A 23,739-nucleotide genomic window follows, 5' to 3' on the forward strand; every position below is an offset into this window, starting at 1 on the left:
TGCACCGGTGGGCGTACCCACCGTCGCGGGTCACCTGCTGCCGCGGGGTCTCACCGGCAGATCGCGCCCGTCGAGGCCGACTGCACGAGCTTGGAGTACTTGGCCAGTACGCCTCGGGTGTACCGGGGAGGGAGCGGCTCCCATCCCGCGCGCCGCTGCGCCAGCTCGGCCTCGTCGACCAGGAGATCGAGCGTCCCGCGGGAGACGTCGAGGCGGATACGGTCACCGTCTCGCACGAACGCGATCGGCCCGCCGTCCACCGCCTCGGGAGCGATGTGGCCGACACACAGACCGGTGGTCCCGCCGGAGAACCGTCCGTCCGTCATCAACAGGACGTCCTTGCCGAGGCCGGCGCCCTTGATGGCGCCGGTGATCGCGAGCATCTCGCGCATGCCCGGGCCGCCCTTGGGCCCCTCGTAGCGGATCACCACCACGTCCCCGGAGGTGATCGTGCCGTCCTCCAGCGCGTCCATCGCGGAGCGTTCCCGCTCGAAGACCCGGGCCGTTCCCTCGAAGACGTCGGAGTCGAAGCCGGCGGACTTGACCACGGCGCCCTCCGGGGCGAGTGACCCGCGCAGGATCGTGATGCCGCCGGTCGGGTGGATCGGCTCCGCCATCGCACGCAGCACCAACCCGTCCGGGTCCGGCGGGGCGATGTCCGCGAGGTTCTCGGCGACGGTGCGTCCGGTGACGGTGAGGCAGTCGCCGTGCAGCAGGCCCGCGTCGAACAGGGCCCTCATGACCACCGGCACCCCGCCGATCCGGTCGACATCGGTCATCACGTGGGCGCCGAACGGCTTGACGTCCGCGAGGTGTGGCACCTTCGCGCCGATGCGGGCGAAGTCGTCGAGGGTCAGATCGACCTCCGCCTCACTGGCGATCGCGAGCAGGTGCAGCACGGCGTTGGTCGATCCACCGAAGGCCATGACGACGGCGATGGCGTTCTCGAACGCCTCCTTGGTCATGATGTCGCGGGCGGTGATCCCCCGACGCAGGAGTTCGACGACCGCCTCTCCGCTCGCTTTAGCGTAGTCGTCGCGACGGCGATCCGGGGCGGGCGGGGACGCGCTCCCCGGGAGGGACATGCCGAGGGCCTCGGCCGCGCTCGCCATGGTGTTGGCGGTGTACATGCCGCCGCACGCACCCTCTCCGGGGCAGATGGCCCGTTCGATGGTGTCGACGTCCTCACGGCTCATCAGACCGCGCGAGCACGCCCCGACGGCCTCGAACGCGTCAATGATGGTGACCTGCTTCTCCGTGCCGTCGGAGAGGGTCGCGAAGCCCGGCAGCGTGGACCCCGCGTAGAGGAAGACGCCGGCGAGGTCGAGCCGCGCGGCGGCCATGAGCATCCCCGGCAGCGACTTGTCGCAACCGGCGAGCAGCACCGACCCGTCGAGCCGCTCAGCGCTCATCACCGTTTCCACACTGTCGGCGATCACCTCGCGGGACACGAGCGAGAAGTGCATGCCCTCGTGCCCCATCGAGATGCCGTCGGACACCGAGATGGTGCCGAACTCGAGCGGGTACCCGCCGCCCGAGTGCACGCCCTCCTTGACCGCCTTGGCCAGGCGGTCGAGCGAGAGGTTGCACGGGGTGATCTCGTTCCACGAGGAGGCCACTCCGATCTGGGGCTTGACCCAGTCGTCGTCGCCCATCCCCACCGCACGGAGCATTCCCCGCGCCGCGGTCTTCTCGAGGCCGTCGGTGACGTCCCGGCTGCGGGGCTTGATGTCCACGCCGTCGGGCGCGTGTGCCTCGTCACCGTCGTGCGCGTGCGCCTTGTCCGTCTGCTGCGTCATACCGCCACCCTAGGCGGTGGCGGGTCGCGGGCCACAGCAGACTCGGCACGTCAGACCGGGGTCAACTCCAACAGTCGGCCGCCCTGCCCGTCCTCGAGGACCCAGATCGCCCCGTCGGGTGCCTCGGCGAGGGCGCGGACCCGCGCGCCCATGTCCCATTCCTGGACGACCGTCGCGGTCTGGTCGTGCAGCTCCGCGCGGACCAGCACCTGGCCGGACAGTCCGCCCACGAGCGCGCTGCCGTTCCAGCCGTCGAAGCGGTCCCCGCCGTAGATCAGGAGGTTGGCCGGGGAGATCGCGGGCACCCAGTAGGCGGCGGGCGGCACGAACCCGTCGTCGTCACCGTGTTCCGGGATGTCGCCGCCGTCGTAGTGCCTGCCCATCGAGGCCTCCGGCCACCCGTAGTTGCCACCCTCGGCGAGCAGGTTGAGCTCGTCACCGTGCCGGGGCCCCATCTCGGACACCCAGATCCGACCCTGCGGGTCCTCGGCGATCCCCAGGGGGTTGCGGTGGCCGATAGTCCACAGTTGCGCGGCGGACCCTCCCGCATCGGCCCACGGGTTACCGGGCGCGGGATCCCCGTCCGGGGTCAGGCGCACCACTGCGCCCATGTTGTCGGCGGTGTCCTGGGCGGGGGTCTGCTCCTGGCGGTCCCCCGAGGTCACGTAGAGATGGTCGTCGTGGACGAGCAGGCGCAGGGCGAAGTGTCCGTTGCCGGCCGCGGGGTCCTGCTCCCAGATCACCTCGAGATCCGTCAGCTCGGCGCGGTCCGCCTCGAGGGTCCCGCGGCCCACCACTCCCTGGGCGCCGGCGGGATGGTCCCGCACCCAGCTGAGGTAGACGGTGCCGTCCTCGGCGTAGGTGGCGCCCGGGGCCACGTCGTGCAGGCCCCCCTGTCCGCCGTCGTTCACCGGCGGGACCCCGTCGACCTCCGTGACCTCACCCGTGGACTGGTCGCGGAGCAGGAGCTCGCCCCCGCGCTGGGTGATGAGCAGGTGGTCGGACCCGGGGAGGAAACTCATCGCCCACCCCTGATCGAACTCACCGTGTTCGGTCACCTGGAAGTCCTCGGAGGTGTCGGCGGTGGTCGGCGCCTGCCCCGCCCTGACGTCGGGGTCGACGGAAGTGGTTCCGCCGGTGCACCCGGTCAGGACGAGGGCCGCTGCCGCCACCGGGACAAGAAATCGTCGCATACTCCACGGTATCGACTCCTCTGGTGGCCCGTCGCCTCAGTCGTCGTCGCCCTTGGCGCGGTCATAGCGGCGAAGGGTCTCGCGGCGCTCCTCGGCGTGATCCACGATTCGCTCGGGGTACCCGTGGTCGTACCCGTCCGCCGACCGCCACGGTTCGTGCGCCGCGGCGCCGGTCAGATGCGCGAGTTCGGGGATCCACCGACGGACATAGTCCCCGTCGGGGTCGAACTTGACCCCCTGGGTGACGGGGTTGAACACCCGGAAGTACGGGGAGGCGTCGGTCCCGGTCCCGGCCACCCACTGCCATCCGTGGTTGTTGGACGCCAGGTCGCCGTCCCTCAGGTGGTCGAGGAAGTACCGGGCGCCGGACGGCCACCACACGTGCAGATCCTTGACCAGGAAACTCGCGGTGACCATGCGCACCCGATTGTGCATCCACCCCTCCGCCCGCAGCTGCCGCATCCCCGCGTCGACGAACGGGTAACCGGTCACCCCCTGTTGCCACGCCTCGACCAGCACGGCGGTCTCGGGGCCCTCGTCGTACTCCATGCCCGACAGCGTGTCGCGCAGGTCGCGCCAGGCCGAGCGGGGCCAGTGCCACAGCACGTCGGCGTAGAACTCGCGCCACGCGAGCTCGGTGACGAACCGCCGCGCCCCCTCGGTGTCCGCGGCGGAGTCGTCGGCGAGCTCGGCCAGGATCGTCCGCGGGTGGATCTCCCCGTACTTCAGATGCACCGACAGTCGGCTCGTGGTGTCCAGGTCCGGCCGGTCCCGCTGGTCGCCGTACGAGATCAGGTCGTCACGCAGGAATTCCCTCCACCGTTCCAGGGCCGCCTGCTCGCCCGCCTCGGCCCCGTCTCCCGCATCGCGGGACCCGGGGTCGGGATCGTGCGACTCGTCGGGATCGGGATCTGCGGCCCACGCGATGTCGTCAGGACGGGCGCCGGGCTCGGGCCAGCCGTGGTCGCGCCAGGCCTTGGAGAAAGGCGTGAAGACCCGGTACGGCTCGCCGGTCTTGTTGAGGACCCGACCCGGGCCGACCGCGTAGGGCGACCCGGTCTCGACGAGCTCCCGGCCCTCGCGCGCCAGATGCTCGCGCACCCGGTCATCTCGGCGCCGGCCGTACGGGGTGGACTCACGACTCACGTGCACCTGGTCGGCGTTCACCGACTCCGCGAGTTCCGCGATCACCTCGGCCGGGTCACCGGTTCGGAGAACGAGGGCGCCGCCGGTGTCGGCTGACAGCGCGGCGAGCGACGCCTCCAGCCGTCCGGTGCGGACGGCTCCGCGGTCGTGCAGCGCCGGATCGCGGACGAACACCGGCAGGACCTCGTCCGCGGAGTCGACGGCCGCGAGGAGCGCGGGGTGGTCCGACAGCCGCAGATCGCGGCGGAACCACAGGATCGAGATGGTCACGTCGCCTCCGGATCTGTTCGGGCGGTGGCCGTTCCCCGGGTCCGTCCGGTCTCCCGCCTCCGTGGCTCGAGTGTGGCAGACGCGCGGTGCCGGACGCAGACACCGAGCTCAGCGCCGTCGGGACCAGGTGTCAGCACAGCTAGGGTGCGAGCGCGGGAAAATGGGGCACGACGTGGTCGACGAGTTCGGCCACGACGTCCCGGATCGGCCGGCGGGAGGCCGCGAGCCCCAGCAGGACGTGGTTGACCCCGATCCCCCGCAGGTCCGTCAGGTGCTCGACCAGACGCCGGTGGCCGATCCGGAAACCGAAGCTGATCGGCGACGCCGCCTCGTCCGGGTCGTCGGCCAGGTCGATCTGGAGCGATTGCGCGAAGGGCGCGAAGGGACTGAACACCTCGTCGTCGTCGGACTCCGTCTCCTGGCTTTGCGCCACCACCTCGCGCCACCGCGCGACGGTCCGTCGCTGGACATCGAAGTCGCGCGGGTAGGTCAGCCACCCGTGCCCGTGGGCGGCGAGGTAGGAGATGCTCTGTTGGCACGAGCCGGTCATGATCACCGGCACCGTGGAGGCCGTGGGCTTGGGGACCACGTCCGCGCTGTGCATCCATCCCCCGGACCAGCGGATCCCCCGCATCTCGGTGGTCAGGGCGTGGGTCATCACGGTCAGGTTCTCGCGGAAGCTCTCCCCTCGCCGCCCCTGTTCGAGGCCGAACGCGCGGAACTCCTCCGGCCGGTCGCCGGAGGCCACCCCGAGCAGGAACCGGCCACCGGAGAGGCGGTCCAGGCTGGCCGCGGACTTGGCCACGTGCAGGGGGTGGCGGACGGGGAGGACGACGGCCGCCGTCCCGAGGGCGATCCGGCTGGTGTGCGCGGCCACGTACGTGAGGAACACCCACGGGTCGTAGATCTGGCCCACGTCGCCGAATGACGGGACCCGCAGTGGGATGTCGCGGGCGTAGAGGGCGGAGAACCCCCCGGCCTCCGCGGCCCTGGCGACCTCGATCTGTTCGGTGAGGTCCGAGCCGTCGCCCCGATCGGCACGCGTGCGCAGCGGGAAGCCCAGACCGAGTGTCAGGTGACCCGCTCCGAAGGTCCGCCTGTAGCCGGGGAGCAACCGGGGGTCTCCGTCGGACACGTCGAGCGGCGAGGTGGTCATGTTCCCCACCCTCGCACGACCTCGCGCACGGGCGAATCAACTAAGCTCGCGTTGATTGATCGAGCGAGAGGCCGGACGTGACCACCACCATCCTGGCCTCCGAGGCATCCCCCACCGAACTCGTCTCGTTGTTCTGGATCGTCCTGGCCGTCTGGGCGGCCCCGGTGCTGTCCGGGTTCACCCGCTCGTTCATCCCCGGTGTGGTGCTGCTCCTGGTGGGCGGCATGGTGATCGGCCCCCACGGTCTGGGTCTCGCGGTGGAATCCGGCGGGGTCGCGCTCCTGTCCGAGCTCGGTCTGGGGATGCTGTTCCTCCTTGCCGGGTTCGAGCTCGAGGTCTCCACCCTCACCGGGCGCAGCGGACGCCGGGCGGCCGGGACCTGGGTCGTGAGTCTCGTCCTCGCGGCCGGGGTGGGGTGGATGGTCTCGGGACGCTGGGAGACCGCGGTGGCGATCGGGCTCCTTCTCACCTCCACCGCCATCGGCACGCTCCTGCCCATCCTCAAGGGGTCGGGTCACGACAGCACCCCCGTCGGCCGGGCCGTCCTCACCCACGGAGCGGTCGGGGAACTGGGACCGATCCTGGTGATGGCGGTGCTGCTCGGCACCCGCAGCATCGAGTCGTCGATCGCGGCGGTCGGATTGTTCCTGCTAGCCGCCCTCGTCATCCTGGCGGTGCCCGCCCGCCTGCTGCACATCCCCGCGCTCGGCCGGGCATTGCTGAGAGGTACCACCTCCACCGGCCAGTTGGCCATGCGCACGGTGATCCTGCTCCTGGCCACCATGATGGTGGTGGCCACGGTGTTCGGCCTCGACGTGGTGCTCGGCGCCTTCGCCGCCGGGATGATCCTGCGTCGGCTGGTCGACTCCCTGGGTGCCCAGCTGCGCGAGGGTGGCCAGTCCCCGGACCGGGGCCTGGCCGCGGTCCTGCTCCGCCAGCTGGAGACCGTCGGCTACACCGTGTTCATCCCCGCCTTCTTCGTGGTGTCGGGCATGAGCATCGACCTGGGTGCGGTGGCGGCCTCGCCCTGGGTGCTGGTGGCCGCAGTCGTGAGCATGCTCGTCATCCGTGGCGGAGGGGTGTGGCTGGGCGAGACCGTCACCCACGCGAGCCCCGGTCTCGACGGGCCGCGGGAGCGGGCGAGGGTGGGCCTGTACGCGGCGACGGGCCTGCCGATCATCGTGGCGGTCACGGAGGTCGCCGTGAACAACGGCCTGATGACGGGCGAGATCTCCTCCGTGTTGGTGGCGGCGGGGGCGGTCACCGTCCTGCTCTTCCCCCTCCTGGCGGAGGTGGTGCGGGCCGGTGCTCCGGCGTCACGTCCCTAGCAATGCGAGGCCGCGTCCGGGGACCGACGGGTGGGCAGGGCGGTCGGGTCCCACAGTCGGGGCCCGTACGCCAGGAGCAGGCCGGCCGCCAGCGCGCCGAGGCCACCCGCGGCCATGTCCCCGATCGTGTCGTCGAGGGTGACGTAGATCCGGTCGGTCAGGTAGGTGTAGCCGAACCACTCCACCATCTCCCACAACGCACCGAGGGCCAGGCCGAACGCGGTGGTGAGAACCACCGCCGCCACGGCCGGGACGCCACCGTCCGCGGTCGCCGGGACGATCCCGCGGTGGGCGAGGAAGAGGTAGGTCACCACCGCGAGCGCTCCGGCGCACACGAAGTGGACCACGATGTCCCACCACCAGATACGGGTGTACAGGTCGAAGACGTTGCTCCACGCCGCCACCAGCAACGTGACCGACACAGCGCTATCCGCCCACGGCCTCATTCCCACGAAGCGCGGGAGCATCAGGCCCGGCAGCGCGAACGCGACGATGGCCGCGTCGGTCAGCCCGTGGAGGAGCAGCGCCACCAGGACGCTGAGGGTTCCGAGGATCCGCAGGGCGTCCGCCCCCATCCGCGCACGGTTCTCCGCCGGTCGCAGGAAGTTGTCGATCACGCGTCGACACCTCCTTCGTCGAGACTCAGCACGGCGTGGACGGGCAGATGGTCCGACGCCCACACGCCGCCGGGCCGCACCGGGTTGATCGCGGCGTGGGTGACCCTGAACGCTGACGAGGCGAGGATCCAGTCGATGCGCGAGCCGTTCCTGCGGGGGGCGCGGTAGCCGGAGTACGTTCCCCACTCCTCGCTCACGCGGGTCCGCGCACCGTGCCACGTGTCGACCAGAATCCCGTCGCGCATTAACTCGCTCACCGCCGCACCCCCCGGGCGCGTGTTGAGGTCACCGGTCACCACGGCCGGGGTGTCCCGAGCGGACGACGGGCCGGCGGCGGCCACCAGGTCTCCGATCGCGCGCGCCGATCGGAGCCGCGAGCGCGCGGAGAACGGGTCGAGGTGGGTGTTGATCATCAGGAGGTGGCGCGAGGTCCGACGATCGCGGAACGTCGCCGACACCGTGACCCGGGGGATGAGGTTTCCCCAGGACACCGAACCCGCGCGGGTGGGAGTGTCCGACAGCGCGATCTGGTCCCAGTCCAGCAGCTCCAGTCTCGCCGAGTCGTAGAAGATCGGCGAGGCCTCCCCGCGCCCGTCGGCGCCCCGTCCCCGGCCGATGACCTGGAACCCGGGGCCCAGGGCGTCCAGCATCACCGCGGCCTGTTCGGGCAGCACCTCTTGCGCGCCGAGCAGCGTCGGGCGCTCGGCAGCCAGGAGCGACCGGAGCGCGGGCGCGCGTCGATCCCACCGGTCGGCGGGCCGTGCCATGACGGCCGGCACCGGTCGGCGGATGTTCCAACTCATCACGTGGATCTGCGGTTCGGGCACCCGACCGACGAGTGCCGACGGCTCGCGCCGCGCGGCCTGGGCGACGCCGGGGTCGTGCGGTGCCATCGTGCGGTCCCTCGAATCCGAGAAGCGGGTGGTGATTACCAGTCTATTGGGGAGGATGGCGGTCGCGCCGCCGCCGTCGCCCCTCTCGACGGTCCCGAGCCGCCCACTCAGCAGGTGGGCGTGGGCGCCACCCGGTTCCAGCGGTCGAGGGTCCAGGAGACGAGTTGCGGGGTCAGCGGGGAGTCCGCGGCGACCACTCCGTTGTGATCGCGGCCCGGGAAGGTCCGGTAGTCGAGTGGTTCGCCGTCCGCGCATCTGGCGTCCACCCAGTCCTGCTGCATCGCCGGTTTGACCAGCGAGTCGGCCAGCCCCTGGGCGATCAGCACGGGCGCCGGCCACGGGCCGGTCGGCGAGTTCTCCCGCAGCTTCTCACCCAGATCGCCGTCGAGCACCGAATCGGGGAACACCTGCTCCGGGATCTGGGTCCCCCGGACCAGCGCTGCGATCGCGTCCTGCTCGTTGAAGCACAGGTCGCCGATCTTCTCCACGCCGTGCGCGGTGCCCGGGTTGAGCCGCCCGGCCAGATCCAAATCCGGGAAGACCACGTTCCACGAGTGGGCGATGTAGGCGGAGACCGTCTTGCCGCCCACCTCGCCCTTGCTCATCTCGGCGAGGGTGTAGAGATCGGTGGCGGGGGCCATCCCCGCGATGCCCAACACGGTGAGTCCGGGGGCGTAGTCCTCGGCGATCTGGCCGGTCCACAACGCACCGTGACCGCCCTGGGAGTGTCCCCAGACCACGGTGTCGCTGCTCAGACTGAGTCCGCCGAGTTGCTGCGCGGCGAGGGAGGCGTCGTGGACGTTGCGTGCCTCCACCTGGCCGACCAGGTACGGGTGCATCCCCGGCGTGCCCAGACCCGCGTAGTCCGAGATCACCCCTGCCCAGCCGTGCTCGGTCACCATCTGCGTGAGCGCCTCTCCCGCGCCGTCGGCGAACGGTGTGGGGCTCAGCGACGGCGCGCAGCGCGGGACGATCCCGGTGGTCCCGTGCGCCACACTGAGCAGCGGGAGCGCATCCTGGGTCCGGTCGCTCGGTGCGATGACGATGCCGCTGACGGCCACCACGGTGTCGTCCGGCGCTGTGCTGGTGTAGAGGATGCGCCAGGCATCGGCCCCGGGGGGAACGCCCACGGTGAGGGTCTCGGCCTTGAGCAGTACCCCGGCCTCGGCGGGTAGGGGCTCGGAGGAGGTGTAGAAGTCGTCGGGTGCCGGGCGCTCGTCCCCGCGGAGCAACAACGCGCTGCCGATCGCGAGCGCGGCCACCACCAGGGACACCGTCACCGCGAGGATGGTCCGTCCCCATCGGCGGAGGAGTCCCGGCTGCGCCCTCTCGGCCGCGCGCTCCCTACGTCGGTGGAGCCACGGATCCAGGAGCCCGCGCAGCCCCACGAACACCAACCACGCGCCCACCGCGTACTTGATCAACTCGATCGCGAGGACCGGCCAGACCAGGCACAACAGCCCCAACAAGACGGCGGCGGTGCCGCTGAACAGTCCCGCCACCCGACGGTCGGTCTCGCTCCGGACCGCCGCCACGAGCGTGTGGAGACCGTGCACGATCAGCGCGGTGACCATGACCCACAGCAGACTGCGAATGCTGGCGGACTGCCACACCAGCACCACGATTCCCGCCGCGGCCATGGCCGCACCGGTGAGGATCCGCACCCAGCGCCGTGAGTGTCCGGCGCCGTCGACGCCGATCACCGTCGCGAGTCCGACGACGACGAGGCCGACTCCCGCCAACCTCACGATCTCCGGGAGGTCGAGAGGGGCCAGGATCACCAGCGCCCCCAGGGCGATCGACGCGAGCGCCAGGACCACCCCGACGACCCGCCTGTTACCCCCGGCTCGTTCGCCGACCTGCTCGACCATCGTCATCCCCTCGCGCCCGGCTCGGATCCTCGTGCCGACGGCACGGATCGCCAGATGTGAAGATATCCCTTACCAGCGTGGGTCATGGGTTATGCCGGGAAACGCAGCAGCGGCACACTGGACGTCATGGACGATCTGCGAGTGATGCCCGGTCCGGGCCTCCCCCACGGTCTCCACGTGCCCGCGGGCGAACTCGTCGAGCAGTTCTCCCGGTCCTCGGGTCCCGGCGGTCAGGGTGTCAATACGACGGATTCCCGCGTGCAGTTGAGTCTGGACCTCGCCACGACGACGGCGCTGGGCGACACCCAACGCGCCCGCGCGCTCGACCGGCTCGCGCCGTCCCTCGCGGGCACCGTCCTCACCGTCGCCGCGTCGGAGCACCGGTCCCAGAGGCAGAACCGGCGGGCCGCGCGGGACCGGCTCACGACCCTGCTCCGTGAGGCGCTCGCCCCCGACACCGTCCGGCGGCCCACACGGCCGATCTACGGGTCGCGCCTACGTCGACTGGATGCGAAGAGTCGACGCTCGCAGGCCAAAGCGGCCCGGAGACGCCCGAGCGCCTCGGACTGACGCCCTTTCCTGGGGTGGGAACCCGCTACCGGTCGGGGTCGGCCCAGTACGAGAGTTGCTCGGTGGAGACCTTCGTGAGCCACATCTGCCACAGCGGGCCGAACGAGACCCTCCGCACCCCCAGGTTCCTGAGGACGGCCAGGTCACCGGCGCCGTGGCCCTTCACGGGATGAGCGGTGACGTTGACCGGGATCGAGACCGCCCGGACGAGCCTGGTCACCTGATCCGCGGAGGTGAGGCCCACCGGGTAGACCGAGCGCGCACCCGCCTGCTCCATCAGCACGATGCGCTCGGCCGCCTCGGCGAGCGGGTCGGAGAAGACCTCTCCGCCCAACTTGACCGCGTCGGTGCGGCCGTTGATCACGAAGGGCACTCCGGCGTCGTCGGCCGCCCGGCGGGCGGCGGCGATGTAGTCGGCGTGCTCGTGCTTGTCGCGGACCCGGTCGCCCTCACCGTGGACCACGTCCTCGATGTTGGCGCCAGCCGCGCCGGCGTCGAGCAACCGCGAGATCAGCTCGTCCGGGGCGAGTCCGTAGCCGGATTCCACGTCCGCGCTCACCGGGAGGTCGACCGATCCCGCGATCCGGCGCACCACCTCGAGGTAATCACCGAGATCCATCTGTTCGCCGTCGGCGCTCCCGATGGCGTCGGCAACCGGGTGGCTCCCCACGGTGAGCCCGTCGAACCCCACGGCCGCGGCGGTCCGGGCGCTCCAGGTGTCCCAGACGGTGGGGAGGACTATCAGGTCACCCGACTCGTGCAGAGCGGCCAGTTCCCGTGCCCGTTGATCCACATTCGTCATCGTCGACGCCTCCTCGGTTGTAGCTGTCCCACGAGCCTAGGCCTGTTCGGCACGCTGCGTTTCGGACCCGGACGGCACGCCCCGGTCGGGGTCCCCAACTCCGGAAAACGCCGCGAAGGCGTGCGCTGTCGGTCACAGTGCAGGGTGACGCCGAGACGATCACCGAACGCGCATGTGCACCGATCGACCACACCGGGGGTTATGGCGACGCCGACCCGGCTCGGGTGATGATGGTGCAGGCGTGCTGATGCCGTTCCACAAGAACACGATCAGCCTGAAACGAAGAGAGCCGACATGACCCAAGGCAGACAGAAGATCATCTACACCCTCACCGATGAGGCACCACGACTGGCCACGGAGGCCTTCCTCCCGGTCGTCCGCACCTTTGTGGACGCCGCCGACATAGACGTCACGACGAGCGACATCTCGGTGGCCGCCCGCATCCTGGCCGCGTTCCCCGACCGGTTGACCGACGAGCAGAAGGTGCCCGATAACCTGGCCGAGCTGGGTGAGCTGACCCAGGAGCCCGGCACCAACATCATCAAGCTCCCCAACATCAGCGCCTCGGTTCCGCAGCTGAACACCGCGATCGCGGAGCTCCAGGCCAAGGGTTACGACATCCCCAAGTACCCGTACGATCCCAAGACCCCGGAGGAGGCCGAGGCCGCCGAGCGGCTCTCGGCATGTCTGGGTAGCGCCGTGAACCCGGTGCTCCGCCAGGGCAACTCGGACCGCCGCGCCCCGAAGGCGGTCAAGGAGTACGCCAGGGCCAACCCGCACTCGATGGGCAAGTGGTCGATGGCGTCGCAGACCCACGTCGCGCACATGACGCACGGCGACTTCTACGCCGGCGAGAAGTCGATCATCCTCGACCGCGCCTGCGATGCGCGCATGGAGGTCGTGACCCCGGACGGCGAGACCCACGTCCTCAAGACGGTCCCCCTTGAGGAGGGCGAGGTCGTCGACTCGATGTTCATGAGCAAGAAGGCGCTGCTCGAGTTCTACGAAGAGCAGCTCAATGATGCCAAGGAGACCGGCGTCATGTTCTCGCTCCACGTCAAGGCCACCATGATGAAGGTCAGCCACCCGATCGTGTTCGGTCACGCCGTGAGGGTCTTCTACAAGGAGGCCTTCGCCAAGCACCACGACCTGTTCGAGGAGCTCGGCATCAATGTCAACAACGGCATGGTCGACCTGTACAACAAGATCGACTCACTTCCCTCCTCCAAGAAGGAGGAGATCATCGAGGATCTGCACCGTTGCCACGAGTACCGGCCGGAGCTCGCGATGGTCGACTCGGCGCGCGGCATCACCAACTTCCACTCCCCCTCGGACATCATCGTCGACGCGTCCATGCCCGCGATGATCCGCGTCGGTGGGAAGATGTACGGTGCCGACGGCCGCAAGAAGGACACCAAGGCGGTGATCCCCGAGTCCACGTTCGCGCGGATCTACCAGGAGATCATCAACTTCTGCAAGACCAACGGGGCGTTCGACCCCACCACGATGGGCACCGTCCCGAACGTCGGACTCATGGCCCAGAAGGCCGAGGAGTACGGAAGCCACGACAAGACCTTCGAGGTGCAGTACGACGGGGTCGCGAACATCGTCGACGCCGCCACCGGTGAGGTGCTGTTGTCCCAGGACGTCGAGGCCGGCGACATCTGGCGCATGTGCACCGTCAAGGACGCGCCGATCCGCGACTGGGTCAAGCTCGCCGTGGACCGCGCCCGCGCGTCCGAGATGCCCGCGGTCTTCTGGCTGGACCCGTACCGGCCGCACGAGAACAACCTCATCACGCTGGTCAAGAAGTACCTCCAGGACCACGACACCGAGGGCCTGGACATCCAGATCATGTCGCAGGTGCGTGCGATGCGGTACACCCTCGAGCGCGCGTGGCGGGGTCTGGACACCATCTCGGTGACCGGCAACATCCTGCGCGACTACCTCACCGACCTGTTCCCGATCCTCGAGCTGGGCACCAGTGCCAAGATGCTGTCGATCGTGCCGCTCATGGCGGGCGGCGGGCTGTATGAGACCGGCGCGGGCGGGTCGGCGCCGAAGCACGTCCAGCAGCTGGTGGAGGAAAACCACCTGCGGTGGGACTCGCTCGGTGAGTTCCTCGCCCTCGGGGCGAGCCTGGACGACCTAGGCCGGAAGGACGACAACCCCAAGGCCACGATCCTGGCCAAGACGCTCGACACCGCCACCGGCAAGCTGCTGGAGAACCGCAAGTCGCCGTCGCGCGTCACCGGCGAGCTCGACAACCGGGGCAGCCAGTTCTGGCTCGCGCTGTACTGGGCCCAGGAGCTCGCCGAACAGACCGACGACTCGGACCTCGCCGCTCACTTCGCCCCGCTGGCCGAGAAGCTCACGGCCGAAAAGGACACGATCCTCGGCGAACTGCTCGACGTCCAGGGCAAGGAGGTCGACCTGGGAGGGTACTTCCAGCCCTCAGTCGACAAGCTGCGCGAGGTCATGCGGCCCAGCGCGACCTTCAACGCCGCCCTCGAGAGCCTCGGCGGCTGACCCGACAGCTCGGCTGCACGACTGCATGACCTGACCGCCCCCGCCGGCCGCGCGCCGACGGGGGCGGTGTTGTACATGGCGGTGTCATACGGGGCGGTGTCGTGGGGCGCGATGGGATCCGGCGCGGCGAGGACGCCGATCGCGATAGTGTGAGCCAGGTCACACAACCTGGAGGGCACCATGAACCACGTCTACAGCGTCACCGAGATCGTCGGCTCCTCCCCCGAGGGAACCGACGCCGCCATCGCCAATGCCATCGCCGAGGCGTCCAAGACGCTGCGCAATCTCGAGTGGTTCGAGGTGCAGTCCGTGCGCGGCAAGCTGGACGGGGACCGGGTCGCGCACTGGCAGGTGACCATCAAGGTCGGGTTCCGGCACGAGTCCTGAGCCCTGTAGGACCCGACTCCCTCACATCCCTTGTCACCGTCGCGCCCTGCTACCGTCGCGCGGAGCAACCATGCAAGGAGGCCAAGTGAGCACCACGGTCGAGTCCCGCCCTGTGGGGGCCGACGACCTCGTCCACCTGCGCAGCTGTGTCGACCTCGCGAGGCAGGCGCTGGAGGCCGGAGACAAGCCGTTCGGGTCGGTGTTGGTGGACGAAGCGGGGACGGTGCGCTTCGAGGACCGCAACCGCGAATCGAGCGGGGACGCCACCCGGCATCCGGAGCTCGCGATCGCGAAATGGGCGGCGGAGAACATGCAGCCGGAGGAACGCGCGGCCAGCGTCGTGTACACCTCCGGCGAGCACTGCGCGATGTGCAGCGCCGCCCATGCCTTCGTCGGGCTCGGGCGCATCGTCTTCGCCTCCAGCGGTGCTCAGTATGCGAGCTGGAAATCCGAACTCGGCATGGAGCCCGGGCCGCTCGCTCCGCTCGGCATCAGGGACGTGGCCCCGGGGATCCCCGTGTCCGGTCCGGTCCCCGCCCTGGCGGAGGAGGTCCGGGTTCTGGTCGAGAAGTCCGTCCGCTCCGGTCGACTTGGAAACGACGGCTGACGTCGCCGGAAGCCGGGTGACGGCGGGCCGGTTCAGCGTGCGCCGGAGTCCCCCGTCCTCTCCACCGCGCTCCAGACCTCACGCCAGTGCGCGGCCAGGGAGTCGAGGGTCTCGTGCGCGTTCAACCCGCTGGGCTGGGGCAGCACCCACAGCGTCACCTCGCCGGGCCACCCCGCGACCTCCGAGGTGTCCTGCTCCCCGTAGCCGGCCTTGGGTCGCGCGAACGCGGTCCGGAAGGCCGTGATCCCCGCGACGGCCACGACCTGAGGCTTCAGTTGTTCGGCGAGCGCGGTCACGCGCTCCGCACCCGCCCGCAGTTCGTCGCGGGTGAGTTCGTCTGCCCTCACGGTCGCCCGACCGACGAGATTGGTCATGCCGATGCCCCGCGAGAGCAGTTGTTGCTCGTCCTCTATCGAGAGCCCGGCGGCGGCATCGACGACATGATCTGTCAGCCCCGCCCGGTGCAACGACGGCCAGAACCGGTTCCCCGGCCGCGCGAAGGGCGCGTTGACGGCCGCGGTCCACAAGCCCGGATTGACCCCGACGATGAGCAGTCTCAGCTGCTCGGCGTCGGCGGGCAGGACGTCGTCGACCGCGTGCGGGTCGTCGGTGGCGAACCGGGCGAGCTCGTCGCGCTTCGGGCGACTTCCGCCCATCGGTGAGGGGCGCCGCGGGATGCCGGCCACGACCAACTGAGCCATGCTGCGAGGCTAGCGCGGGACGACATGCGCGCGCCGTCGGGACGAGTGGGCGCTGGTTTCCGGGATGAGGACATATTCTGACCTCTCCTCCTGTCAGGCTGGAGCCATGAGCACGACCGACAGCCCCGCGACGGACAGCCCCGACTCGCCCCTGATCGTCGCGGACGTCGACCACTGGCGGCAGTGGCTCGCGACGAACGACGACACCTCCGACGGGATCTGGTTGATGCTCGCGAAGAAGGGGATCACCTCCCCCACCTCGCTCCCCTATCAGGGGGCGCTCGAGGAGGCACTGTGCAGCGGATGGATCGACGGGCAGCGAAGGTCGCACGACGAGAAGACGTTCGTGCAACGGTTCACCCCCCGCCGCGCGCGTTCCATCTGGTCGCTGCGGAACGTTGAGATCGTCACCCGCCTCGCCGAGGAGCAGAGGCTCCGACCGCGAGGCGTCGCCGAGATCGAGCGGGCGCAGTCCGACGGGCGCTGGGACCGCGCGTATGCCGGCTCAGCGACCGCGGAGCTCCCGGAGGTCCTCGTGACCGCGCTCGAGGCGACGCCGGCCGCTGGGGCCGCCTTTGCCCGACTCACCCGCGCGGAGCGCTACAGCGCGATTCACCCTCTACTCATTGCCCCGGATGAGGCCACACTCACCCGACGGGTCGGACGGCTGATCGCGCGCTTCACGTCACCGTGATCAGGTCCCCCACGCGACGTGATGTGACAACGACGACGGCAGTCGCCACGGCGAGACGTCCCGCGCATGGGACGCATTCCCTCTCCGCAGGGATCTGGGAGCATCTCCACTCCCAGTGTTCGGGGACGGCCGATCGTTGCAGCCGATGACGCTCGGACTCTCGCTAGCCGATCATGTAGGCGAAACCCCGGCCCGATTTCTCCAGTCCGCGGAGGAAACGTCTCGCCCGGCCCAGGTGGAGCTCCACGTACTGCGTTTCCGATTCCACTTCTTCGACCGAGTCGCAGTTGTGGCGGGTGAACCAGGGGACGAAGTCCGCGCGGGTGATCGCGTCCAGATCGTCGGCTATCGCGGCGATGTCTCCGGGCGGGATGGCTCGCACCCACGGCAGCCACGCCTCCCAGCCGCCGAGAGGTGTCACCTCTCCTTCGAACATCCGGTACGCCGGCCTGGGCTCTCTGGCCGGGTCGGACGGCTCCGACATCCTCTGGAGATTTCTCCACGCCTTGTCGAGGTAGAGCATGTCTTCCTCCGCAGGCCCCTGCTGAAAGTCGGTCGTACCCATGGTGAAGCCGTGGGGCAGACCGACGGCGTCCGCGAACGGGTCCGGACTGATGTAGGCCCGTGGGTCGGAGAGCACCGCCTGTGTGACCTCGGCGTCGAAGGCGTATGCGTAATAGCGGATTCCCATGCGTCCAGCATTCAACCGCAACGTGGGATCCGGTAAGCCCTCCAAGTCGATCTGTGGACAACGATGGCGGATGATCCTCGCCTGTGCGAAACCTCGAAAGTTCGTCGGAGACGGTGTAGGGCATGGCGTCGGCCCGATTCACGTGGACTCGAGCAGTTCGATTCCGTAGTCGGCGACGACGGCCCGCACCTCGGAGAGGTAGCGCTGCGCCTGTGCAGTGAGCGGAATTCCGGAATGGCTGATCCAGCCGATCTCGATGCTCTCGTCCACGTCGAGCGGGATGGCGACGATCTCCGGGTCGAGGTCGTCGCTGATGATCCCGGTGGAGATCGTGTACCCGTCGAGACCGATCATGAGGTTGAAGATGGTGGCGCGGTCGGACACCCTGATCTCTCTCTTGCTCGACCGGGTGGAGAGGATCTCCTCGGCGAAGTAGAACGAATTGTTCGCTCCCTGGTCGAAGGTGAGCCTGGGCAGGTCGGCGAGGTCGTCGAGGGTGACGCGTTCCCGGGATGCCAACGGGTTCTGTCTGGAGACGAAGATGTGCGGCACCGCGGCGAAGAGCGGGTGGAAGACCAGGCCGGAATCACGCAGGAGCTTGTCGATGACCTTCCGGTTGAAGTCGTTCCGGTAGAGCACACCCACCTCGCTGCGGAGGGTCCGGACGTCCTCGATGATGTCCCAGGTTCGCGTCTCACGAAGCGAGAACTCGTACTGTTCCGCCTCGCCGGATCGCACCATCCGGATGAACGCCTCGACCACGAACGAGTAGTGCTGCGCTGACACCCCGAGCAGTCGGCGGGACGGCGGTTGACCGAGGTAGCGCTGCTCCAGTAGCGACATCTGCTCGACCACCTGCCTGGCGTAACCGAGGAACTCCGCACCCTCATCGGTCAGCGTCACTCCCCGGGCGGATCGGACGAGGAGGGTGCGACCCACTCGGTTCTCCAGGTCCTTCATGGAGGCGGACATGGTCGGCTGGGCGACGTAGAGCAGTTCCGCGGCGCCGGTGATCGACCCTTCCGCCGCGACCTCGATGTAGTAGTGCAGCTGCTGGAGGGTGATTCCCCTGGATTCTCGACGCATAGCCTCAGGCTATACAAATCCATCACAAATGGTAGTTACCCGATAACTGAGCTGCGACTGCAGGATGGGGGCACAGACTTTTCGCAGCGCCGAGCCCGGCCGATCACGACCCGAATGGGACGCACATGTCGAACGAACTCACGTATCGCATCACCACCACCCGCTTCGACGAGAACTACTCACCGTCGGAGAATTCTCGAACCACCACGAACTTCGCGAACCTGGCCCGAGGCGAGCACCGTCAGCAGAATCTCCGCCGAACCCTGTCGATGATCACCCATCGGTTCAATGACCTCGCACGCCGGGACAATCCGACCGGGGACCGCTACTCCGTCGAGCTCGAGATCGTCTCCGCCGAGCTGCAGTTCACCTCGGAGGGCGCGGACCACCGGTTCCCCCTGATCGAGGTACTGGATATCCAGATCGTCGACCGGGACACCGGAGCCCGCATCCCCGGGATCGTCGGGAACAACTTCTCGTCCTACGTCCGCGATTTCGACTTCAGCGTTCGGCTGCCCGCGGTCAACGAGGGACGCTCCCAGTTCTCCGTGCCCGGCGACTTCGGCGACCTGCACGGCAAATTGTTCCAGCACTTCCTCGACTCCGAGGCCTACCGGGAGCGCTTCGAGATGGATCCCGTGATCTGCATCAGCGTCTCCACGAGCCGGACCTACCACCGGACCGGACACCACCATCCGACCCTCGGCGTCGAGTACCAGCAGGACGACTATTCGTTGACCGACGAGTACTTCCGCAAGATGGGGCTCCGTGTCAGGTTCTTCCTGCCGCCCGGCGGTGTCGCCCCGCTCGCGTTCTACTTCCGCGGCGATCTGCTCAGTGACTACACCGACCTGCAGCTCATCGGGACGGTGAGCGTGATGGAGACCTTCCAGCGGATCTATCGGCCGGAGATCTACAACGCGACCTCCCCCGCCGCAGAGATCTACCGACCAACCCTGGAAGAGCAGGACTATTCGCCCACCCCGATCATCTACGACCGGGTCGAGCGCACTCAGCTCGCGACGAAGCAGGGCAAGTACACGGAGGATCACCTGGTGAAGCCCCACCGCGAACTCCTCGAGCGGTGGGCCGCCCGCTACCCCGTTCTCGTCGGATGACCACCGGAGGAGAGTCGACCATGAACCACATCCTGCCCACGTCCATCGTCGGCAGCCTGCCCAAGCCCTCGTGGCTCGCCCAGCCTGAAACCCTCTGGGCTCCCTGGAGGTTGCAGGGCGATGAGTTGGTCGAGGGAAAGCAGGACGCGCTGCGTATCGTCGTGAAGGAGCAGAGCGATCGCGGGATCGACATCGTCAGTGACGGCGAGCAGACCCGCCAGCACTTCGTGACGACGTTCATCGAGCATCTCGACGGGGTCGACTTCGAGCAGCGCGCGACGGTTCGGATCCGCGATCGTTACGACGCCAGTGTGCCCACCGTGGTCGGTGACGTGCGCCGATCGAAGCCGATTTTCGTCGACGACGCCAGATTCCTTCGACAGCAGACCGATCAACCGATCAAGTGGGCACTACCCGGCCCCATGACGATGATCGACACGCTCTACGACGGCCACTACGCCAGCCGCGAGAAGCTGGCGTGGGAGTTCGCGACGATCCTCAACCAGGAGGCACGAGACCTCGAGGCGGCGGGGGTCGACATCATCCAGTTCGACGAGCCCGCGTTCAACGTCTACTTCGATGAGATGAAGGACTGGGGCGTGGCGACGCTCGAAAGGGCGACAGCGGGATTGCGCGCGGAGACCGCGGTGCACATCTGCTACGGCTACGGGATCAAGGCGAACACCGACTGGAAGGCCACCCTCGGTTCGGAATGGCGCCAGTACGAGGAGTCGTTCCCCCTCCTGCAGCAGTCCAGCATCGACATCATCTCCCTGGAGTGCCACAACTCCCGTGTGCCGATAGACCTCGTCGGACTGGTCCGCGGCAAGAAGGTCATGCTCGGGGCGATAGACGTGGCCAGCGAGAAGGTCGAGACTCCGGAGGAGGTCGCCGCCACGCTCCGCAACGCCCTGCAGTTCGTCGACGAGGACAAACTCCTGCCCAGCACCAACTGCGGCATGGCGCCCTTCTCCCGGGACCTCGCTCTGGCGAAGTTGAGCTCGCTCAGCGCGGGTGCCCGCATTGTCCGTGAGGAGCTCTCGCCCGCGACTCAGACGTTGAACCTGAACTCCACCACGTCCCCGTCGGCCATCACGTAGTCCTTGCCCTCCATGCGCACCTTGCCGGCGGCCTTGGCGGCGGCCATGGACCCGGCGGCGTCGAGGTCGTCAAAGGACACGATCTCGGCCTTGATGAAACCCTTCTCGAAGTCGGTGTGGATCACGCCGGCGGCCTTGGGCGCGGTGTCGCCCTTGCGGATCGTCCAGGCGCGCGACTCCTTGGGCCCGGCGGTGAGGTAGGTCTGCAGGCCCAGGGTGTGGAAGCCGGCGCGGGCGAGCGCGTTCAGGCCCGGCTCCTCCTGGCCGATCGACTCGAGCAGCTCCATGGCGTCGGCCTCGTCCAGCTCGCGGAGCTCGGACTCGACCTTGGCGTCGAGGAACACGCAGTCGGCGGGGGCCACCGCGGCGCGCAGCTCGGCCTGACGCCCGGCGTCGGTGAGCACGGACTCGTCGGCGTTGAAGACGTAGAGAAAGGGCTTCGCGGTCATCAGGTGCAGGTCCCGCAGTAGCGTGCGGTCCACCTCGTCCTGCGCCTGGAACAGGGTCCGTCCGTCCTCGAGCACGGCCTGGGCCTTGCGGATCTCCTCGAGCTGCGGCACGAGGGACTTGTCCTTGCGGGACTCCTTCTCCAGGCGCGGGACGGCCTTCTCGAGCGTCTCCATGTCCGCGAGGATCAGCTCGGTGGCGATCACCTCGATGTCGGCCATCGGGTCGACCCGGCCGTCGACGTGGATCACATCCGGGTCGTCGAAGACCCGCACGACCTGACAGATGGCCTCGGCCTCGCGGATGTTGGCGAGGAACTTGTTGCCCATCCCCTCACCGGTGCTGGCGCCCTTGACGATCCCGGCGATGTCCACGAAGGACACGACCGCGGGCAGGATCCGCTCGGAGCCGAAGATCTCGGCCAGGCGGGCCAGCCGGGGGTCCGGCAGATCCACGACCCCGATGTTCGGCTCGATCGTCGCGAACGGGTAGTTCGCGGCCAGCGCGTCGTTGTTCGTCAGGGCGTTGAACAGGGTCGACTTACCGACATTGGGCAGTCCGACGATTCCGAGGGTGAGACTCACGAGGCCAGAGTCTACGGCCCACACCCCGCGTCCCCGCTGTCCGCCACCCCTGGCGGTCACAGGGAGCGCGTCGGCGTGACCTCTGACAGGATGTGTGCCATGAGCGACGAGCCGAAACCGCCTCACCCAGTCGGGACAGAAGAGGAGCACGTCGACCGGTCCGTCCTCATCGGCCTCGGCGGGCGCTGGGTCACCGACTGGGCGCTGCGTCTGGCCATCCTGCTCATCGCGGGATGGTTGCTCAGCCGGATCGGTGGCGCGCTGTGGGTGGGCATCCTGCCGATCCTGCTCGCGCTCATCGTGGCGACGGTCCTCTGGCCCCCGACGGGCTGGATGACCCGCCACGGCGTCCCCAAAGCGCTTGCCGCGCTCATCTCACTCCTCGGATCCCTCGGGGCCGTCGCGGGCGTTCTCGCGCTGATCGCCCCGTCGATCATCGATCAGAGCGTCCAGCTGGCGGACCAGGCCTCGGAGGCGATCGTCGAGGTCCAGGACTGGCTCCGGGGCCCGCCCCTGAACATCCGGGACGAACAGCTCGACAGCGTGCTGGGCCAGCTCAGTTCGACGCTGCAGGATCGGGGCGACCAGATCGCCAACGGTGTGTTCACCGGCGTCACCGCGGTGGGTTCGCTCCTCATCACCTTCGTCCTGGTCCTGGTGCTCACGTTCTTCTTCATCAAGGACGGCCCCCGGTTCCTGCCGTTCGTGCGCCGGATCGCCGGCCGCAACGCCGGACGCCACCTCACCGAGGTCCTCACCCGCAGCTGGAACACCCTCGGCGGGTACATCCGCGCACAGGCCATCGTCTCGTTCGTCGACGCCTTCTTCATCGGCCTGGCACTGGTCATCCTGGGTGTGCCGCTGGCGTGGGCGCTCGCGGTCATCACGTTCCTGGCCGGGTTCATCCCGATCGTCGGTGCGTTCACAGCCGGCGCACTGGCGGTGCTCATCGCTCTGGTGGCCAACGGCCTGACCACAGCGATCATCGTGCTGGTCGTGATCATCGCGGTGCAGCAACTCGAGAGCAACATCCTCCAGCCGATCCTCCAGTCGAAGGCGATGAACCTGCACCCCGTGGTGATCCTGCTCGGCGTGGCCGCCGGTGGCACCCTGTTCGGCATCATCGGGGCGTTCCTCGCGGTGCCGATCCTGGCGGTGGCCGCCGTGATGCTCCGATACCTGGGCGAGCAGATCGACTTGCGGACCGGGGACGTGACCGCCTCCGACCTCGCGTCCGCCACCGACGAAGGTCGCCTGACGGCCTGGCTCGGCGAGATGTCGAGTTCGAGGTTCGCGCCTCTGCGCAAGAGCAGCAGCGCCATCATGGCGGGGATCAAGGACACCCGGCCGGGATACGTCCACGGGGCTCCCGACAGCGGGTCGGTCGAGGCGACAGGTGAGGGCACGTCGGTGGTGGGAACCCTGCCGATCGACGACGACGAGGTGGTCCCGCCCGACCCGGATGCTGAGGACCCGTCGACCGACCACGCGAATCCACCGACGGGTCCGGTCGATCCCGACGCCGTGTACGGCAACCGGCCCTCGCCGTCGGAGAGCAAGCCCAACGCCCTCCGGCGGTTCGGCAGATTCCTCGCTCGCCGTCTCGACAGTTAGAGTCTCATCCCGTGAACACACGCAGGAGCGGACGGGTCCCGGCGGACGAGAGGTCCGTCGTCTCGACCGTCCGAGGCCTCCCCGCCTGGTCGGCGGTCCTGCTCGCGGTCGCCGTCACGCTCACCGGCGTGGCGATCGACTCGCTCTCCGGGGGCCTCGGGACCGGCTTCACCGTGGGTTACTTCCTCGGGTGCCTGATCGCGGTGCTGGCGGTCTCGCGGCGCGCGTTGTTCGTCGCCGGAATCCAACCGCCGATCATCATGGCGGTGCTCGTCCCGCTGGCCTCGGTGATCGCGGGGGCGGGCCTGACCGCGGCGGCCTTCTCCCGGTCCCAGATGCTCTCGATGGTCCTGCCGTTGGCGACCAGGTTCCCACTGATGCTCACCACCACTCTCGTGGTGGTCGCGATCGCGCTGATCCGGGCGTTCGTCCTTGAGCCCCGCCGCACCCGCCCGGCGCCGGCCCACCGGCGGCGGGCGGCCCCGGCGCACGCTCGCCGGTGAGGCGCCTGTCGCTCTAGGAGACTGCTGAACAAG

At 69.0% G+C, this 23,739-nt stretch carries 22 protein-coding genes; 10 read left to right on the forward strand and 12 right to left on the reverse strand.

What is annotated here, in order from left to right:
* Positions 1-50 precede the first annotated feature (50 nt).
* From ilvD to H483_RS30760, 4 genes are all read right to left on the reverse strand, one after another.
* Positions 51-1,799 (reverse strand): dihydroxy-acid dehydratase, encoded by a 1,749-nt coding sequence (gene ilvD / locus H483_RS30745; RefSeq protein ID WP_017837153.1) that lies wholly within the window; start codon positions 1,797-1,799, stop codon positions 51-53.
* A gap of 50 nt (positions 1,800-1,849) precedes the next feature.
* A complete protein-coding gene (locus tag H483_RS30750) occupies positions 1,850-2,992 on the reverse strand; it encodes a PQQ-dependent sugar dehydrogenase (RefSeq protein ID WP_031264926.1) in 1,143 nt (380 codons plus the stop codon).
* 36 nt (positions 2,993-3,028) lie between these two features.
* A complete protein-coding gene (locus H483_RS30755) occupies positions 3,029-4,402 on the reverse strand; it encodes a deoxyribodipyrimidine photo-lyase (RefSeq protein WP_202959118.1) in 1,374 nt (457 codons plus the stop codon).
* Positions 4,403-4,547: 145 nt separating this feature from the next.
* Positions 4,548-5,564, reverse strand: a complete 1,017-nt coding sequence (locus H483_RS30760; RefSeq protein ID WP_042329835.1) for an LLM class oxidoreductase — start codon at positions 5,562-5,564, stop codon at positions 4,548-4,550.
* 77 nt (positions 5,565-5,641) lie between these two features.
* Here H483_RS30760 and H483_RS30765 point away from each other — a divergent pair, with 77 nt between their 5' ends.
* Complete coding sequence (locus H483_RS30765) at positions 5,642-6,892, forward strand: cation:proton antiporter (protein WP_017837157.1); 1,251 nt, start codon at positions 5,642-5,644, stop codon at positions 6,890-6,892.
* On the opposite strand, the gene H483_RS30770 is transcribed toward H483_RS30765, so the two are convergent.
* The 3 genes from H483_RS30770 to H483_RS30780 all read right to left on the reverse strand — a co-directional run bounded on the left by H483_RS30770 (position 6,889) and on the right by H483_RS30780 (position 10,273).
* Positions 6,889-7,509 carry a hypothetical protein gene (locus H483_RS30770; RefSeq protein WP_017837158.1) on the reverse strand — a complete coding sequence of 207 codons (621 nt, stop codon included), beginning with the start codon at positions 7,507-7,509 and terminating at the stop codon, positions 6,889-6,891. The two genes, H483_RS30765 and H483_RS30770, sit on opposite strands and share 4 nt — an antisense overlap.
* Positions 7,506-8,402 (reverse strand): endonuclease/exonuclease/phosphatase family protein, encoded by an 897-nt coding sequence (locus tag H483_RS30775; protein ID WP_017837159.1) that lies wholly within the window; start codon positions 8,400-8,402, stop codon positions 7,506-7,508. Before H483_RS30775 ends, H483_RS30770 begins: the two co-directional genes overlap by 4 nt.
* A 107-nt stretch (positions 8,403-8,509) precedes the next feature.
* Complete coding sequence (locus H483_RS30780; protein WP_238556299.1) at positions 8,510-10,273, reverse strand: lipase family protein; 1,764 nt, start codon at positions 10,271-10,273, stop codon at positions 8,510-8,512.
* A 126-nt stretch (positions 10,274-10,399) separates the two neighbouring features.
* On the opposite strand from H483_RS30780, the gene arfB reads away from it, so the two are divergent.
* A complete protein-coding gene (gene arfB / locus H483_RS30785; protein WP_031264928.1) occupies positions 10,400-10,843 on the forward strand; it encodes an alternative ribosome rescue aminoacyl-tRNA hydrolase ArfB in 444 nt (147 codons plus the stop codon).
* A gap of 25 nt (positions 10,844-10,868) precedes the next feature.
* Here the strand turns inward: arfB and H483_RS30790 are convergent, their stop codons facing one another.
* Complete coding sequence (locus tag H483_RS30790; protein WP_017837162.1) at positions 10,869-11,645, reverse strand: isocitrate lyase/phosphoenolpyruvate mutase family protein; 777 nt, start codon at positions 11,643-11,645, stop codon at positions 10,869-10,871.
* Positions 11,646-11,939: 294 nt separating this feature from the next.
* Here H483_RS30790 and H483_RS30795 point away from each other — a divergent pair, with 294 nt between their 5' ends.
* The 3 genes from H483_RS30795 to H483_RS30805 all read left to right on the forward strand — a co-directional run bounded on the left by H483_RS30795 (position 11,940) and on the right by H483_RS30805 (position 15,168).
* A complete protein-coding gene (locus H483_RS30795; protein ID WP_017837164.1) occupies positions 11,940-14,174 on the forward strand; it encodes an NADP-dependent isocitrate dehydrogenase in 2,235 nt (744 codons plus the stop codon).
* 180 nt (positions 14,175-14,354) lie between these two features.
* Complete coding sequence (locus tag H483_RS30800; RefSeq protein ID WP_017837165.1) at positions 14,355-14,561, forward strand: dodecin; 207 nt, start codon at positions 14,355-14,357, stop codon at positions 14,559-14,561.
* An 85-nt stretch (positions 14,562-14,646) separates the two neighbouring features.
* Positions 14,647-15,168, forward strand: coding sequence for a nucleoside deaminase (locus H483_RS30805; RefSeq protein ID WP_017837166.1), 522 nt, complete (start codon positions 14,647-14,649; stop codon positions 15,166-15,168).
* A 32-nt stretch (positions 15,169-15,200) separates the two neighbouring features.
* Here H483_RS30805 and H483_RS30810 read toward each other — a convergent pair whose 3' ends face one another.
* Positions 15,201-15,869, reverse strand: coding sequence for a mismatch-specific DNA-glycosylase (locus tag H483_RS30810; protein ID WP_017837167.1), 669 nt, complete (start codon positions 15,867-15,869; stop codon positions 15,201-15,203).
* A gap of 106 nt (positions 15,870-15,975) precedes the next feature.
* On the opposite strand from H483_RS30810, the gene H483_RS30815 reads away from it, so the two are divergent.
* On the forward strand, positions 15,976-16,563 hold the full coding sequence (locus tag H483_RS30815) for a YdeI family protein (protein ID WP_017837168.1): 588 nt from the start codon (positions 15,976-15,978) through the stop codon (positions 16,561-16,563).
* Positions 16,564-16,726: 163 nt separating this feature from the next.
* Here H483_RS30815 and H483_RS30820 read toward each other — a convergent pair whose 3' ends face one another.
* Together H483_RS30820 and H483_RS30825 are read right to left on the reverse strand one after the other, a co-directional pair.
* Entirely contained in the window at positions 16,727-17,254 is a 528-nt protein-coding gene (locus H483_RS30820; protein WP_017837169.1) for a DUF1877 family protein, read from the reverse strand.
* A gap of 138 nt (positions 17,255-17,392) precedes the next feature.
* Complete coding sequence (locus H483_RS30825; RefSeq protein ID WP_017837170.1) at positions 17,393-18,340, reverse strand: LysR family transcriptional regulator; 948 nt, start codon at positions 18,338-18,340, stop codon at positions 17,393-17,395.
* A 125-nt stretch (positions 18,341-18,465) separates the two neighbouring features.
* On the opposite strand from H483_RS30825, the gene H483_RS30830 reads away from it, so the two are divergent.
* Entirely contained in the window at positions 18,466-19,458 is a 993-nt protein-coding gene (locus H483_RS30830) for a putative oxygenase MesX (protein WP_017837171.1), read from the forward strand.
* Between the two features lie 20 nt (positions 19,459-19,478).
* Complete coding sequence (locus H483_RS30835; protein ID WP_017837172.1) at positions 19,479-20,558, forward strand: methionine synthase; 1,080 nt, start codon at positions 19,479-19,481, stop codon at positions 20,556-20,558.
* Here H483_RS30835 and ychF read toward each other — a convergent pair.
* Positions 20,510-21,589, reverse strand: a complete 1,080-nt coding sequence (ychF, locus tag H483_RS30840) for a redox-regulated ATPase YchF (RefSeq protein ID WP_017837173.1) — start codon at positions 21,587-21,589, stop codon at positions 20,510-20,512. The two genes, H483_RS30835 and ychF, sit on opposite strands and share 49 nt — an antisense overlap.
* A 99-nt stretch (positions 21,590-21,688) precedes the next feature.
* Here ychF and H483_RS30845 point away from each other — a divergent pair, with 99 nt between their 5' ends.
* Together H483_RS30845 and H483_RS30850 are read left to right on the forward strand one after the other, a co-directional pair.
* Positions 21,689-23,203: an AI-2E family transporter gene (locus tag H483_RS30845; protein WP_017837174.1), complete on the forward strand. Its 1,515-nt coding sequence runs from the start codon at positions 21,689-21,691 to the stop codon at positions 23,201-23,203.
* 11 nt (positions 23,204-23,214) lie between these two features.
* Positions 23,215-23,706 (forward strand): DUF6542 domain-containing protein, encoded by a 492-nt coding sequence (locus tag H483_RS30850; RefSeq protein ID WP_017837175.1) that lies wholly within the window; start codon positions 23,215-23,217, stop codon positions 23,704-23,706.
* Positions 23,707-23,739 lie beyond the last annotated feature (33 nt).

This window comes from Dietzia sp. UCD-THP, assembly GCF_000349585.1.
In the GTDB taxonomy this organism is placed as follows: domain Bacteria; phylum Actinomycetota; class Actinomycetes; order Mycobacteriales; family Mycobacteriaceae; genus Dietzia; species Dietzia natronolimnaea_A.